The organism is Streptomyces rishiriensis, from assembly GCF_003112535.1.
Classification (GTDB): domain Bacteria; phylum Actinomycetota; class Actinomycetes; order Streptomycetales; family Streptomycetaceae; genus Streptomyces; species Streptomyces rishiriensis.
The window spans coordinates 51043-65920 of the sequence record NZ_BEWA01000013.1 but is presented as its reverse complement, the minus strand read 5'-3'; the positions used below and the strand labels follow the sequence as shown (position 1 = coordinate 65920).

Below are 14878 nucleotides of genomic sequence, written 5' to 3'. Positions count from 1 at the left end.
AGAAGAACTGTCTTATCAAACTCACTATGGCAGGAGGGACGGGGCGACACCGCTCCGTATGGATGGACGTGAAGCGATACTTCCGTGGGCCGGTCATGTGGATCGTGCTGGCCGTCCTTGCCGTGGTCGTGTTGATGCAGGTCGTCGGCTCGTCCGGCGGCTACAAGACGGTGGACACAGGCCAGGTCATTGCAGCGATCAACGACAACAAGGTCGAGTCGGCCAAGCTCACCACCGGTGACGAGCAGACCATCAAGGTCACGCTCAAGGACGGCGAGAAGGTCAAGGACAGCTCGAAGATCCAGGCGAGCTACATCGGCGACCAAGGCGTGACCATCGCCAACACGCTGCAGACCAAATACCAGGACAAGCAGATTCCGGACGGCTACACGGTTTCGCCGACGAAGCAGAACGCTTTCGTCGGGATCCTGCTGTCCCTGCTCCCCTTCGTCCTCATCGTGGTCGTGTTCCTGTTCCTGATGAACCAGATGCAGGGCGGCGGCTCCCGAGTCATGAACTTCGGGAAGTCCAAGGCCAAGCTCATCACGAAGGACACCCCGAAGACGACGTTCGCCGACGTCGCCGGTTCGGACGAAGCCGTCGAGGAACTCCACGAGATCAAGGAGTTCCTGCAGGAACCGGCGAAGTTCCAGGCCGTCGGCGCCAAGATCCCCAAGGGTGTGCTCCTGTACGGGCCGCCCGGCACCGGCAAGACCCTGCTCGCACGCGCCGTCGCCGGCGAGGCGGGCGTTCCCTTCTACTCGATCTCCGGTTCCGACTTCGTCGAGATGTTCGTCGGCGTCGGCGCCTCCCGGGTGCGTGACCTCTTCGAGCAGGCCAAGGCGAACGCCCCGGCGATCGTCTTCGTCGACGAGATCGACGCGGTCGGCCGCCACCGCGGCGCCGGCCTCGGCGGTGGGCACGACGAGCGTGAGCAGACCCTGAACCAGCTGCTCGTCGAGATGGACGGCTTCGACGTGAAGGGCGGCGTGATCCTCATCGCCGCCACGAACCGGCCCGACATCCTCGACCCCGCGCTGCTGCGCCCCGGCCGTTTCGACCGCCAGATCGCGGTCGACCGTCCGGACATGCAGGGCCGTCTGGAGATCCTCAAGGTTCACCAGAAGGGCAAGCCGGTCGCGCCCGACGTCGACCTGGCCGCAGTCGCCCGCCGCACCCCCGGCTTCACGGGTGCCGATCTCTCCAACGTGCTGAACGAGGCCGCGCTGCTGACGGCCCGTTCGGACATGAAGCTGATCGACAACCACATGCTGGACGAGGCGATCGACCGCGTGGTCGCGGGCCCGCAGAAGCGGACCCGGATCATGTCGGACAAGGAGAAGAAGATCACCGCGTACCACGAGGGCGGACACGCCCTGGTCGCGGCGGCCTCACCGAACTCCGACCCGGTCCACAAGATCACGATCCTGTCCCGAGGCCGTGCCCTGGGCTACACGATGGTCCTCCCCGAAGAGGACAAGTACTCCACCACCCGCAACGAGATGCTCGACCAGCTGGCCTACATGCTGGGCGGGCGCGCGGCGGAGGAGCTCGTCTTCCACGACCCCACCACGGGCGCGGCGAACGACATCGAGAAGGCCACGGCCACTGCCCGGGCGATGGTCACCCAGTACGGCATGACCGAGCGGCTGGGTGCGATCAAGTTCGGCGGCGACAACACCGAGCCCTTCCTCGGCCGTGAGATGGCTCACCAGCGCGACTACTCGGAAGAGGTCGCCGCTCTGGTGGACGAGGAAGTCAAGAAGCTGATCGAGAACGCGCACAACGAGGCCTGGGAGATCCTGGTCGAGAACCGCGACGTCCTCGACAACCTCGTGCTCCGGCTGCTGGAGAAGGAGACGCTGAACAAGGAGGAGATCGCCGAGATCTTCTCCGCCATCGTCAAGCGCCCGGCACGGCCCGCCTGGACCGGCTCCTCGCGGCGTACGCCGTCCACCCGTCCGCCGGTGCTCTCCCCCCGGGAGCTGGCACTGACGAACGGCGCCAACGGCGCGACGCAGGCGATCTCCACCGCGAAGTCCACCGCGGTCGAGACCGCCCCGGTCGCCGAGCCCAGCCCGGAGGACCGCCCCGAGAGCTGATCCCGGCTCCGGCAGGCCCCACCGGGCCCGGAATGGATGCCGCGCCCCCCAGGTCCTAGCCTGGGGGGCGCGGCATTTTCCGTATGACCGATTTCGTAGGCTCGCAGATGAGGTGCATACCCACCCGAGCGACCCGCACAGGAACGAGGCCCCCCATGACCGACCCCGTGACGCTGGACGGCGACGGTTCCATCGGCGAGTTCGACGAGAAGCGCGCCGAGAACGCCGTGCGCGAACTGCTGCTCGCGGTCGGCGAGGACCCGGAGCGCGAGGGCCTGCGGGAGACGCCCGCGCGGGTGGCGCGGGCCTACCGGGAGCTGCTGGCGGGTCTCACCCAGACGCCCGAGGAAGTCCTGACGACGACGTTCGATCTCGGCCACGACGAGATGGTGCTGGTCAAGGACATCGAGATCGTCTCCCTGTGCGAGCATCACATGCTGCCGTTCCACGGCGTCGCGCATGTGGGCTACATCCCCGCGGAGTCCGGCAAGATCACGGGCCTGTCCAAACTGGCGCGGCTGGTCGAGGTGTTCGCGCGCCGTCTCCAGGTGCAGGAACGTCTCACCACGCAGGTGGCGGACTCCCTCATGCGGATCCTGGAGGCACGCGGCGTCATCGTCGTCATCGAGGCCGAACACATGTGCATGTCGGTGCGGGGGATCCGTAAGCCCGGAGCCAAGACCACGACGTCCGCGGTGCGGGGTCAGCTCAGGGACGCCACGACCCGCGCCGAGGCGATGAGCCTGATACTGGCGCGCTGACGTGCCCTGACGTGCCCTGACGTGCGCTGGCTTGCCTGCCGGTGACGGCGGGGCGGCGTCAGGCCGTGGAGGTCGAGCCGTTCTCGTGGTCGTCGTCCTCCGGGAGTCTGCAGACGCGCTCCAGGAAGATCGCCGCCGCTATGACCGCGATGCCGGCCAGGACCGAGAAGCCGGCGTAGATGGCCTGGTCACGGCGGGCGGGGATGTCGAGGGACTCCAGGAGGAAGACGCCCGTGCCTCCGTACATTCCGGAGACGAGAGCGGCGACCAGAGCGCTGGACTGGCCGAAGACCACCGCGCGCGCCGCCATCAGGGGATCGACGCCCTTGGCCTCGGGGCGGCGCTCGCGCTGGGCCTTGAGGCGGGCGCGCAGCGAGAGCGCCGTGGCCGTGAGCACGACGGCGATCAGGGCGAGGACGATGGGGGCGGCGATCGGGACGCTGGGAAGGGTCCCGATCGAGTTCCACAGGCGCGCGCCCGCCCAGGACAGGATCGCGGCCACGACGAACACGCCGGCCAGCACCCTGATGCGCAGCTCTCTCACGATGTCCCTTCAGCTCCCCCGCGCCCGCGGCGGGAAGATCTCGCGGGCAGTGGTCTCGTCGACCTTTCTGCTTGACCTTAACGACTAGACGGGCAGGTGGAGTTCCAGGTCCTTGCGGGCTTCGACGCCCTCGCGGGGGAGGACGCCGAGAAGATCGGCGACGGCGCCGCGGCCGGGCAGCTGGGCCTCGGGCTCCACGTCGTGCCAGGGGGCCAGCACGAAGGCGCGCTGGTGGGCACGGGGGTGCGGAAGGGTGAGGTGCGGGTCGTCGTCGACGACGTCGGCGTACGCGACGATGTCGACGTCCAGTGTGCGCGCGCCCCAGCGCTCGTCCCGCACGCGGTGGAAGGCCTCCTCGACCGCATGGGCGCGCTCCAGGAGGGACGACGGCGGGAGGGTCGTCTTGAGCAGGACCACCGCGTTGAAGTACGACGGCTGGCTGCCGGGTTCGACGCCCCACGGCTCCGTCTCGTACACGGGGGAGACGGCCTTGATGCGGACCCCGGGGGTGTCCTCCAGGGCGTCGATGGCCCCCTGGAGGGTCTCCAGGCGGTTGCCCAGGTTGGAGCCGAGGGAGATCACGGCGCGTTTGGGGTTGTGCAGGGTGGTGTCGGCGGCGTCGACCTTCTCGACGACGGAGGCGGGTACCGGCTGTACGGTCGGGTCGCTCTGGCCCTCGGTGAAGAACGCGGTCATGCTCGGCTCCGGGTGATGGTGACGGTCACGTCGTCGAAGGGGACGGTGATCGGCGCGTCCGGTTTGTGGACGCAGACCTCGACCTCCTGGACCTCTTGGTGCTTCAGACAGGCTTGGGCGATGCGCTCGGCGAGCGTCTCGATGAGGTCGACGGCGTCGCCCTGGACGACGGCCACGACCTCCTCCGCCACCATGCCGTAGTGCACGGTCTTCGCCAGGTCGTCGTCGGCCGCGGCCGGTCGGGTGTCCAGACCCAGGACGAGGTCCACGATGAAGGTCTGGCCCTCCTCGCGTTCCTTGGGGAACACGCCGTGGTACCCGCGGGCCTTCAGGCCGCGCAGCGCGACACGATCCACGCGAATCACTCCTGCAATCGTCGGTTGGGGCCGGTGCGTACCGGGTGCGGGCGGCGGCCCGGCCTCGAACGAATCTACCTGCGAGCACTGACAGTCCCGGGCTCCGGACGCGGTGGCCCGGACCGGAGCCGGCGGATTTCACCGGGCGTTTCCCTTGGGGAACCCGGCGGCTCAGGGGGTGGTAGCCGCCCCTACCCGTGGGTTCGTGATTCCAACCACTTCTTCGTCCCTATGGTCGACATGAGGCGGCCCAAGCGGCTTCATGCCGGCCTTAAGCGGCCTGAGGCGACCTGAAGCAGCCTGAGGGCCTGCTGCCCCGTCGCGGCCCGTCCATCCGCTCAGGAAGGGGCGTCATCGCTTCCGGGGGTCCCGGGGCTTCCGGGGTCCTCCGGGATCTCCTGGATCTCGGAATCCTCGGCGTCGTCGCTCTCGGTCAGAACCGGAGAGGCGTGGTGCGACCACAGCTTCCAGCCGTCGGAGGTGCGGCGGAACACGTTGGTGGCGACCACCAGTTGGCCGACGAGCGGCCCGAGCTCCTCGCCGTCCTCGGGGGCGGGGCCGCCGCTGAGGATGTTCTCGGTGCAGGTCACCAGGGCGGTGTCTCCGGTGACGGAGACGTGCACGTCGGTGAGGAAGAACTGGATGTAGTCGGTGTTCGCCATGATCAGCGCGTACGACCTGAGGACCTCGCCGCGGCCGGTGAGCACCGGCCAGCCGGGGTGCACACAGGAGACGACGCCGACGTCCGCGGGGTCGTGGTACGTCTCGTCCACGCCCAGGTCGGCGGGGGTGAGCCAGAGGGAGGAGACGCCTTCGAAGTCGCCTCGTTCGAGCGCCTCGTAGAAGGCCGCGTTGGCGGCTTCGACCTGCTCGACGTCGGTATGGGGGGCGCTCACCGGGCTCCCTCTGCTCGGGGCGTGCCGGACTGGGTCCGCGCTTCGGCCGTGCTTCCCGCGCCGGGTGGGTTCGCCGCCGTCCGCGCCCGCCCGGGTGCGCCTGCGCCCGGTGCGTCATGCTCCTCGCGCGCCCCCTCCACGGCTCGTGCGACCCGTACCGCGTCCGCCGTCGCGCGGACCTCGTGCACCCGGACCGCCCAGGCGCCGGCCTGGGCCGCGAGGGCCGAGACGGCCGCGGTGGCGGCGTCCCGCTCGCGCGCGGGCGGTGGGGCGCCCTGCGGGCCGGCCAGGACCCGGCCGAGGAACCGTTTGCGGGAGGCGGCGACCAGCAGCGGGTGCCCGAGGGCGTGCAGCCGGTCCAGGTGGGCGAGGAGCATCAGGTCGTGGTCGGCCTCCTTGGAGAACCCGAGGCCCGGGTCGACGACGATGCGGTCGGGGGCGACGCCGCCCGCCAGGACGGCGTCCACGCGCGCGTGGAGCTCGTCCACGACTTCGGCGACGACGTCGGCGTAGACGCCCTTGACGTTGCCTCCTTCGAGGAAGCCCCGCCAGTGCATGACGACGAAGGGGGCGCCCGCGTCCGCCACGGTCGGGATCATCGCCGGGTCGGCCAGCCCGCCGCTGACGTCGTTCACGAGGGCGGCGCCGGCCGCGAGGGCCTGGGCGGCGACGGTGGCGCGCATGGTGTCGACGGAGACGACGACGCCTTCGGAGGCCAGACCCCGGACCACGGGGACGACCCGGCGGAGCTCCTCGGCCTCGTCGACACGGGTGGCGCCCGGCCGGGTGGACTCGCCGCCGACGTCGACCAGGTCCGCACCCTCGGCGACGAGCTGCAGACCGTGTTTGACGGCGGCCGTCGTGTCGAACCAGCGGCCGCCGTCGGAGAAGGAGTCGGGGGTCACGTTGACGACTCCCATGACCGCGCAGCGGTCCCACTCGGGAAGCCCGACGACGCGCCCGCGTCCGCTCTGCTTGCTCATGCGTTCAGCGTAGGCCCAGGAGGGAGCCGTGCCATGGCGCGGCCCGGGCCGAACCCGTGGAGCCGGGCTGCGGGGCCTGCGCCCGGCCCGGTCCCGGCGGCCCGGGCCGGACTGCGCCGGCCCGGCCCGGCCCGGCTCTGCGGCTCCGGCGGTTACGCGGCCCGTACGTCTCTGTCCGCCACCGCGTGCGCACACGCGCGTGCCGGTGCGGAGCGCCGGCGCAGGAAGCGGGGGAGGGGGAGGGCGAGGTTGACGAAGCCTTCGGCCTGCATGGCGGCGAAGCCGATGCGGGGAAGGTCGCCGGAGGCGCGGTAGACGACGAAGCGGGGTTCCCAGCGGGGCTGGAACTTGGCGTTGAACTTGTACAGCGACTCGATCTGGAACCAGCGGGAGAGGAAGACCAGCAGGCCGCGCCAGGCGCGCAGGACGGGGCCGGCGCCGATCTTCTCGCCGCGGGCCAGGGCCGAGCGGAACATGGCGAAGTTCAGCGACACGCGCGTGATGCCGAACTTGGGCGCCGCCTGGAGGGCGGCGACGATGAGGAGTTCGTTCATGCCGGGGTCGGCGGAGCGGTCGCGGCGCATCAGGTCGAGCGAGGCGCCGTCGGGGCCCCAGGGCACGAAGTGCAGGATCGCTTTCAGGTCGCCGTACTCGCCGGGGACCTCGTCGGCCTTGTGGGCGGTGGCGATGAGGCAGTCGGCGTCGGTGACGTCGCCGATGCGGCCCAGGGCCATGGAGAAGCCGCGTTCGGTGTCGGTGCCGCGCCAGTCCTCGGCGGCGCGCCGGACGCGCTCCAGTTCGGCCTCGCCGAGGTCACCCACGCGCCGTACCCGGGTTTCGTAACCGGCGCGTTCGATGCGCTTGACCATTTGGCGCACGTTGCGCATCGCGCGGCCGGCGAGGGAGAAATCCGCCACGTCCACCACCGCCTCGTCGCCCAGTTCGAGGGCGTCCAGGCCGGTCTCCCGGGTCCAGACCTCGCCGCCGGTCTCCGAGCAGCCCATGACGGCCGGGGTCCAGGAGTGGGCCTTGGCCTCGTCCATGAAGCGCTCGATGGCGCCCGGCCAGGCCTCCACGTCGCCGATCGGGTCGCCGCTGGCGAGCATCACGCCGGAGACCACGCGGTAGGTGACGGCGGCCTTGCCGCTGGGGGAGAAGACGACGGCCTTGTCGCGGCGCAGCGCGAAGTGGCCGAGGGAGTCGCGGCGGCCGTGCTTGACCAGCAGGGCGCGCAGACGGCTCTCGTCCTCCTCGGTGAGGCGGGCGGCCGGGTGCTCGGGGCGGAAGGCGAGGTAGATCGTGGTGACCGCCGTGAGCAGGCCCAGGGCGCCCAGGGAGGCGCCGACGGTCCAGGAGGTGTTGCCCTGGTAGTCGACCGGGCCCTCGAAGCCGAAGAGGCCGTACAGGACGTGCGCAAGGCGATCGGCCAGGCTCGGGTCGCCGATCATGCGGTTGGGGTGGACGCTGACGATGACCAGCCCCAGACCGAGGGAACCGGCGCCCATGAGGACGAAGTTCGCGAGCGCGCGCCAGCGGCTGCGCGGGTCGGGCAGCGCCGCGAACTGGTCGCGGTGCAGCAGCAACGGCACCAGGAGCGCCACGGAGATGAGCGCGCCCACGATCGAGTGGCGGTACACGAACTGGGCGACCGCGCCGGCCGGGAGCAGCACCACGGCGGCCCGCCACGCGCGCCGCTTGCCGCGCTTGAGCCCGTGGGCGAGGAGCAGCAGGAGGACGCCGGCGCTGAGCGACAGCGCCGCCGCGAACGGCCCGAAGGAGCCAGGAAGCACCTCGGCGAAGGTGTGCATACGGCTGTGCCGGAACCGCGGGAAGACGCCTCCGGCGACGTCCAGCAGGCCCACGAGGGCACAGGCCCTGGCGACGAGGGCGGGAACGGCCTCAGGGCGCGGACCTCGCACTATCCGCCGCACTCGGCTTGTTCGGCGCGGAACCCCGCCCGACATTTCCGCATCTTCCGTGACAGACATCGCATCCCGTAGTTCCGCGAGAGACCTTGGACCCGGTGCCGATTCGGGCATCCGGCGACATTGCGCCCTCTAGGACGGTGTCTTGGGCAGAGAGGTTCACTCATCTCGCCAAAGGCATCGAAAAGGCGAAGGAAAATCCGGGACAAGCCCTCGCGAAGGAGTCGGGGGGAGCGGGTGCGGTCCCGGACGAAGAGCAGGCAGGAAACCACCGCATGGGACTCACGAGCAACAAAGTGCTGCTGCTGTCAGTGCTGTTCGCCTTACTGCTGTTCGTCGGCACGGTCTGGCTGTGGCCGAGGCTGGCCAAGCCGAGCTGGCGGGCCGTCGGCGGGCGGGTCGGGCTGTTGCTCGCCACGCAATTGGCGCTCTTCGCGTCCATAGGACTCTCCGCCAACCAGGCGTTCGGTTTCTACGCCAGCTGGGCGGACCTGTTCGGTCAGGAGACGGAGCAGGGCGTGGTCGTCGACCACTCCTCGGGCGGCGCCGCGGCCGGACCGCTGAGGGTCGTCGACACGCGGCGGGTGGACGCGGGGAGCAGCGGGCGGCCGCAGTCCGGCGGGCAGGTCCAGAAGGTCGCCATCAACGGGCTTACGACGCACATCACCACGCCCGCGTACGTGTATCTGCCGCCGGAGTACTTCGAGCCGGCCTACCGCACGCGGACTTTCCCCGCGGCCGTCGTCCTCACGGGGTACCCGGGCACGGCAGAGGCGCTCGTGGACAAGCTGCACTATCCGCGCACCGCGCGGCAGCTGGCCAGGGACGGGAGCATGCAGCCGATGATCCTGGTGATGATGCGTCCCACGGTGGCGCCGCCCAGGGACACGGAGTGCGTGGACATCCCGGGCGGTCCGCAGACCGAGTCGTTCTTCGCCAAGGATCTGCGGGACGCCGTCGCGGCCCACTACAGGGTGGGCAGGAAGGCGAGCAACTGGGGCATCGTCGGGGACTCCACGGGCGGGTACTGCGCGCTGAAGCTGGCGATGCACCACCCGGAGGCCTACGCGGCCGCTGCGGGCCTGTCGGCGTACTACAAGGCGCCGATCGACCCCACCACAGGAGACCTCTTCCACGGGAACAAGGCCCTGCGCAATGAGGCGGATCTGCTCTGGTTTCTGAAGAATCGTTCCGCTCCCGCCGCCTCCCTGCTGGTCACCAGCAGCAAGGCCGGAGAAAGCAACTACAAGGCCACGCAGAAGTTCATTGAGCTGGCGAAGGCCACGGGCAGGACCAAGGTCTCGTCGATCATCCTGGAAAGCGGCGGGCACAACTTCAACACCTGGCGGCGCGAGATTCCGCCGACGCTGCAGTGGATCAGCGGTCGGCTGAGCGACCGTTGAGCGATGCCGATGCCGATGCCGATGCCGATGCCGATGCGGTGGCGGAGGTAGAGGCGGAGGCGGGGGTGGCGGCGATCGTGGAGGCGGGGGCGGGTGCGGGGTGGCCGCAAAGGCGGGGTCGGGGACGGGGGCGGCCCTCGTGCCGGGTGGGTGCGGCCTCCGCCCGGGAGGGAGGCGGTGGGTGCCCCTCGGCCCCTTCCTCCGACGGGAAATGATCTTGCTTCTTGTCGAATTCGGCGACAAGGCTGTTTCCTGATGCAGTGTGAACGCTTCGTTATGGCTGAGTTTTTGTGGGGCGGGGCGCCAACAAACGCCTACGCGCGGTAAGTTTCTGGCCATGCCACGAGGACGTCACCGCCATTCCCCTCCTTTGCACAGGCTGCTGCCCCCCTCGGCGATCGCAGGCGTCTCCCTTGTCTGCGCCCTCGGCCCCTGGGTGTTCACGCAGGCTGCGGCGCTCCGTGTGCTGGCCGCGGCCGCCGCGGCGACGGCGATCGTCGGCGCGGTCGTGATGCGTCACTGGGACGTGCAGGCCGGCAAGCAGGTCGCCGACCTCACGCGCGCGCGTGCCGGTGACGAGTGGCGCTTCGAGGAACGCGTCGCCGAGGTGGAGAGCGACCTCGAAGAATCACGTGAGCTCCGGGTCAAGCTGGAGCAGCGGCTGCGGGCCAAGCGGGCCGAGCTGGCCGGCCTGCGCAACGAGCACGCCGCGCTGCTGCGCCGGTACGCCACCGCGGAGACCGAGCGCGCCAGCGCCCTGGAAGGCCGTCGCCTGCTGGAGATAGAGGCGGCTCCGGAGCCTGCCTTGCCCGCCGCGCGCGGACCGCAGGACTCGGAGCCCGCCGAGACGGCGGAGGCGTCCGGCTCCGGCGCATCGGATGAGGTCGCCGAATCCTCCGAGTCCGGCGAGGAGAAGGCGCAGACGTCGGCGGTGTTCTCGCCGGCGGGGTCCAAGCTGTTCCTGCGGGCGCAGGCGGCCCTCGCACGGTTCGACGCCGACGGCGTCAAGGCGCCGGGCGAGGAGGTCACCCAGGACCCCGACGAGGGGCTCACGAAGGGTCCTGCCGACGAGGCGTCCGCACGGGTGGCTTCCGCGGAGGCCGTGCAGGAGGACGAAGCACAGGGGAAGCCCGAGGCGGTCGACGAGCACGCGCGCGCGGCCGCCCCTCGCAGGGTTGCCGATGAGGACGAGGCCCCCGACGGCGAGAGGCCGGACGAGGCGCCGGCTTCGGCGGACGGAATCGCCGCGAACCAGGCTGCTTCGGACGAGCCTGCTTCGGACGAGCCTGCTTCGGACGACGAGGCCGCCCTGGACGAGGCCGCCCTGGACGAGGCCGCCTTGGACGAGGCCGGTCGTGCAGCCGTCCGGGCGGAGGCCGCGGACGCTCCGGCGGTGGACGGTGCCCGGACCGCGCGTCCGGAGGCGCCCCTCGACCCCGACAGCGACCCCGACCCCGATCCCGGCCCGGGTCCCGGCCGTGGGGCCGCTCCCGCCGCCGAGCCCGCTGCCGCCGCCGAGGCGGGTGCGGTCGTCCGGCGTCCCGCCTCTCCCGTGCAGCGTCCCTCCGGGCACTTCGCGGTGCCGACCGCCGTGGCCGTCGTTCCGGCCGCCGAACCCGTACGGCGGCCGACCGCCGAGGGCGGCTTCGACTTCTTCGGCACGAAGAGCGACGCGGAGCCCGACGCACTGGAGGCGGTGCAGAACGAGGACCTCGCCGACGTCGTCGGCCAGGAGGCCCTCGCGCTGCACAAGGCCGAGTCCGAGGCGGAGTTCAAGCCGGCGGACGAGGCGGCGCGCGGAGTGGGCCAGGTGATCGACCTGACCGCGCACGACGAGACGGAGCACATCGACATCCAGGGGCTCCGCAGCGCCGTCTCCTGACCGCCCGTTCTGTGGATTCCGAGGGCCCTGTGGGTTCTGAGGTCCTGCGGGTCCCGAGGGTCCTGTGGGTCCCCTGGGTGCCGAGGTTCTCGTGGGTCCCGAGGGTTCCGGGCGCCTGGGCTGTCTAAGCCATCCAACGGTCGGGCCGGGCGTCCAGGCGTCCGGTCCGTGATCGTTCGGCCTGACTCCGGAGCAGCTCCGCCGCCTGCTGTGCGTCCCGCAGGCGGGCTGTGACGGTCTTGCCCGCGCCCGTGTCCACACGGACGTCCGCGAGCCGCCAGAGGCGCTGCCAGGGCCCTTGCGTCAGCCGCACGCTCTGGACCTTGGCGTGCGGCACGAGCGTCAGTCTCCGGCGCAGCAGTCCGTGCCGGGTGGCGAACACCGCGTCGGTGACGGCGGTTCCGTAGCCCCGCCACCACACCGGCGCACACCGCCCGGCCCGTCGCGGCGGGCGCGAGAGCGAGTCCGCGGCCGGGACGCTCACCCCCGGCAGCACGCGCGCGACGACGGCTTCCGCGGCCTCGCGCGGAGCGACCGGCACGAGCACGGAGTTGGCGGAACCGGCCACGTCCAGTTCGACGCGCACCCAGCCGAGACGCCGCCACAGCAGCGGCTGGACGATGCGCACGCTCTGCACCCGCCCGGGCGGCACCGTCTCGTGCGTACGGTCCAGGAGGCCGCGGTCGATGCGCAGGCCGTCCGGCGACTCGCCGACCGTCCAGTCGTACTCGCCGACGAACCGTCCGGCGCTGGTCGCGCCCGCCGCGCCGAGCAGCGGCACGCCGGTCGCGAGGACCGTCCACACGCTGTGGGTGGCCAGCCACAGCACCGGCGGCACGACGATTGCGGCGGCCAGCGCGCCCCAGGTCGCGCCCGTCAGCACCAGCGCGATCGCGAGCTTGCGCGGCGGCACGCGCAACAGCTCGCGCGCGGGCGCCTCGCCCACTTCGTGCGCCGTCTCCGGTGCGAATCCGGCCGCCCGCGCGAGCAGTTCCGCCCGCAGCGCGCGGGCCTCCTCCTCGCCCAGGAAGGCCAGTTCGTCCTTCTTCTCGGCGCCCACGACGTCGAGCCGGAGCTTCGCGACGCCCGCGATCCGGGCCAGCAGCGGCTGGCTGACGTCGATCGCCTGGATGCGTTCCAGCCGGATGTGCGCCGCACGCCGGAACAGCAGGCCGGTGCGGATGCGCAGTTCGCTGTCCGTCACCGCGAAGTGGGTGAACCACCAGGTCAGGAAGCCATAGAGGGAGGCTGCCGGGACGAGGACGGCGAGGGCTGTCAGCAGGGCGGTCGTGGTCAGCCGGGTCAGTTGCTCCTGCGCCTGGTTCGGGTCGTGGACCGCCCAGCCGACGAGCACCGCAATGGGCGCCCAGGCCCGCCGGAACGGTGTGACCGGATGCAGCCGCCGCTCGATGACGGCCCGCCGCGAGCCGTCGGCCCCGGCCGCCCCGGGCGGTGCGGCCGCCTCGGGCACTCCGGCAGCCCCCGGCAGCCCCGGCCTGTCCGGCTCACCTGGTTCCTTCAGGTCACCGGTCCTGCCCGGTCCTTCGAGCTCGTCCGGCAGGCCGGGGCCGTCCGGTATCCCGTTCCCGACGTCCGGGGTCGTCACAGGCCCGCCGATCGGGCTTCGCCGAGGGCGGTGAGTCGGTCGCGGAGCCGTTCCGCGTCGGACGGGTCCAGGCCCGGGATGGCCGCGTCGGTCGCGGCGGCCGCGGTGTGCAACTGGACGCTGGCCAGCCCGAAGTAGCGCTCGACGGGGCCGGAGGTGACCTCGACCAGCTGCATGCGCCCGTACGGCACCACGGTCTCCTCGCGCCACAGCACCCCGCGGCTGATCAACAGGTCGTCGGCCCGCTCGGCGTACCGCCAGGAGCGCCAGTTGCGGCCGAGCAGGACCCATCCCCAGGCGATGCCGGCCAGGGGCAGCAGTGCGAACGCCGCCCAGACGGGGCCGACGAGCAACCCCAGCAGCAGGCCTGCTCCGACGGCCGCCAACCCCAGCCACACCACCAGCAACAGCCGCCGCATCCGCAGCAGGCCCGGCGGCAGCCCGTTCCACACCGGTGCGACCGCCGCCGTCTCCGCGCCCCCCGGGCTTGCCGGGCTCCCCGTCTCCATGGGGTCAGCGTACGTAAGGGAGACTGTCGCCATGACTCCTACGACGGAGACCACGGTCGGGATCGGCGGCGCCGCGGAGAGCACCGACATGGTGCTCAACATCGGCCCCCAGCATCCCTCCACGCACGGCGTGCTACGGCTGCGGCTCGTGCTGGACGGCGAGCGCATCCGGCACGCGGAGCCGGTGATCGGCTATATGCACCGCGGCGCGGAGAAGCTGTTCGAGGCGCGCGACTACCGCCAGATCGTGATGCTGGCCAACCGCCACGACTGGCTGTCCGCGTTCTCCAACGAGCTGGGCGTGGTCCTCGCGGTGGAGCGGATGCTCGGCATGGAGGTCCCCGAGCGGGCCGTGTGGACGCGCACGCTGCTCGCCGAGCTGAACCGGGTGCTCAACCACCTGATGTTCCTCGGGTCCTACCCGCTGGAGCTGGGCGGCATCACTCCCGTCTTCTACGCCTTCCGTGAGCGCGAGGTGCTGCAGAACGTCATGGAGGAGGTCTCCGGCGGCCGCATGCACTACATGTTCAACCGCGTCGGCGGCCTCAAGGAGGACCTGCCGGCCGGCTGGACCTCCCGCGCGCGGGACGCCGTCGCCGCCGTGCGCTCCAGGATGGACGTGTACGACGACCTGGTGCTCGGCAACGAGATCTTCCGCGGACGCACCCGTGACGTGGGCGTCCTCGCACCGGAGCACGTGCACGCGTACGGCGTGAGCGGTCCGATCGCGCGCGGCTCGGGCGTCGACTTCGACCTGCGCCGGGACGAGCCCTATCTGGCGTACGGGGAGCTGCAGGACACGCTGAAGGTGGTGACCCGGACCGAGGGCGACTGCCTGGCGCGTTTCGAGTGCCTGCTGGAGCAGACGCACAACGCGCTCGACCTCGCGGACGCCTGCCTGGACCGACTCGTCGACCTGCCGCCGGGCCCGATCAACCAGCGGCTCCCGAAGGTCCTCAAGGCGCCCGAGGGGCACACGTACGCCTGGACCGAGAACCCTCTAGGCATCAACGGCTACTACCTCGTCAGCAAGGGCGAGAAGACCCCGTACCGGCTGAAGCTGCGCTCGGCGTCGTACAACAACATCCAGGCGCTCACCGAGCTGCTGCCGGGCACCCTGGTCGCGGACATGGTGGCGATCCTGGGGTCGATGTTCTTCGTGGTCGGGGACATCGACAAGTAGGCCGGGGACGGGCCGCCGGTCGCCGTCGGGCG

The 14878-nt window shown here is 71.2% G+C and carries 13 protein-coding genes; 5 read left to right on the top strand and 8 right to left on the bottom strand.

The features are described 5' to 3' along the window. Nucleotides 1-62: 62 nt before the first annotated feature. On the top strand, nucleotides 63-2102 hold the full coding sequence (gene ftsH, locus Sri02f_RS23400; protein ID WP_167467602.1) for an ATP-dependent zinc metalloprotease FtsH: 2040 nt from the start codon (nucleotides 63-65) through the stop codon (nucleotides 2100-2102). A 155-nt stretch (nucleotides 2103-2257) separates the two neighbouring features. Beyond that, nucleotides 2258-2863, top strand: coding sequence for a GTP cyclohydrolase I FolE (folE, locus tag Sri02f_RS23395; RefSeq protein ID WP_109003275.1), 606 nt, complete (start codon nucleotides 2258-2260; stop codon nucleotides 2861-2863). 58 nt (nucleotides 2864-2921) lie between these two features. Here folE and Sri02f_RS23390 read toward each other — a convergent pair whose 3' ends face one another. The 6 genes from Sri02f_RS23390 to Sri02f_RS23365 all read right to left on the bottom strand — a co-directional run bounded on the left by Sri02f_RS23390 (nucleotide 2922) and on the right by Sri02f_RS23365 (nucleotide 8302). Beyond that, the gene (locus Sri02f_RS23390; RefSeq protein WP_109003274.1) at nucleotides 2922-3407 is read right to left on the bottom strand and encodes a DUF3180 domain-containing protein; all 486 of its coding nucleotides are present in this window, start codon (nucleotides 3405-3407) and stop codon (nucleotides 2922-2924) included. An 84-nt stretch (nucleotides 3408-3491) separates the two neighbouring features. Beyond that, nucleotides 3492-4103 carry a 2-amino-4-hydroxy-6-hydroxymethyldihydropteridine diphosphokinase gene (gene folK / locus Sri02f_RS23385; protein ID WP_109003273.1) on the bottom strand — a complete coding sequence of 204 codons (612 nt, stop codon included), beginning with the start codon at nucleotides 4101-4103 and terminating at the stop codon, nucleotides 3492-3494. Further along, nucleotides 4100-4459 (bottom strand): dihydroneopterin aldolase, encoded by a 360-nt coding sequence (gene folB / locus Sri02f_RS23380; RefSeq protein ID WP_109003272.1) that lies wholly within the window; start codon nucleotides 4457-4459, stop codon nucleotides 4100-4102. The genes folK and folB overlap by 4 nt, the downstream gene beginning before the upstream one ends. Before the next feature lie 338 nt (nucleotides 4460-4797). Further along, the gene (locus Sri02f_RS23375) at nucleotides 4798-5355 is read right to left on the bottom strand and encodes a nuclear transport factor 2 family protein (protein WP_109003271.1); all 558 of its coding nucleotides are present in this window, start codon (nucleotides 5353-5355) and stop codon (nucleotides 4798-4800) included. Next, nucleotides 5352-6338, bottom strand: coding sequence for a dihydropteroate synthase (gene folP / locus Sri02f_RS23370; RefSeq protein ID WP_245970749.1), 987 nt, complete (start codon nucleotides 6336-6338; stop codon nucleotides 5352-5354). The genes Sri02f_RS23375 and folP overlap by 4 nt, the downstream gene beginning before the upstream one ends. 152 nt (nucleotides 6339-6490) lie before the next feature. Beyond that, nucleotides 6491-8302 (bottom strand): phosphatidylglycerol lysyltransferase domain-containing protein, encoded by a 1812-nt coding sequence (locus tag Sri02f_RS23365; protein ID WP_109003270.1) that lies wholly within the window; start codon nucleotides 8300-8302, stop codon nucleotides 6491-6493. A gap of 236 nt (nucleotides 8303-8538) precedes the next feature. On the opposite strand from Sri02f_RS23365, the gene Sri02f_RS23360 reads away from it, so the two are divergent. Both Sri02f_RS23360 and Sri02f_RS41330 read left to right on the top strand, forming a co-directional pair. After that, a complete protein-coding gene (locus Sri02f_RS23360) occupies nucleotides 8539-9666 on the top strand; it encodes an alpha/beta hydrolase (RefSeq protein ID WP_109003269.1) in 1128 nt (375 codons plus the stop codon). A 337-nt stretch (nucleotides 9667-10003) separates the two neighbouring features. Further along, nucleotides 10004-11548, top strand: coding sequence for a prolipoprotein diacylglyceryl transferase (locus Sri02f_RS41330; protein WP_159106767.1), 1545 nt, complete (start codon nucleotides 10004-10006; stop codon nucleotides 11546-11548). A 124-nt stretch (nucleotides 11549-11672) separates the two neighbouring features. On the opposite strand, the gene Sri02f_RS23350 is transcribed toward Sri02f_RS41330, so the two are convergent. Together Sri02f_RS23350 and Sri02f_RS23345 are read right to left on the bottom strand one after the other, a co-directional pair. Continuing rightward, nucleotides 11673-13166, bottom strand: coding sequence for a PH domain-containing protein (locus Sri02f_RS23350; RefSeq protein WP_507772820.1), 1494 nt, complete (start codon nucleotides 13164-13166; stop codon nucleotides 11673-11675). Then, the gene (locus Sri02f_RS23345) at nucleotides 13151-13696 is read right to left on the bottom strand and encodes a PH domain-containing protein (protein ID WP_507772819.1); all 546 of its coding nucleotides are present in this window, start codon (nucleotides 13694-13696) and stop codon (nucleotides 13151-13153) included. Before Sri02f_RS23345 ends, Sri02f_RS23350 begins: the two co-directional genes overlap by 16 nt. Between Sri02f_RS23345 and Sri02f_RS23340 the strand changes: the two genes are divergently transcribed. Further along, nucleotides 13695-14846, top strand: coding sequence for an NADH-quinone oxidoreductase subunit D (locus Sri02f_RS23340; protein ID WP_109003267.1), 1152 nt, complete (start codon nucleotides 13695-13697; stop codon nucleotides 14844-14846). The two genes, Sri02f_RS23345 and Sri02f_RS23340, sit on opposite strands and share 2 nt — an antisense overlap. Nucleotides 14847-14878: the final 32 nt, after the last annotated feature.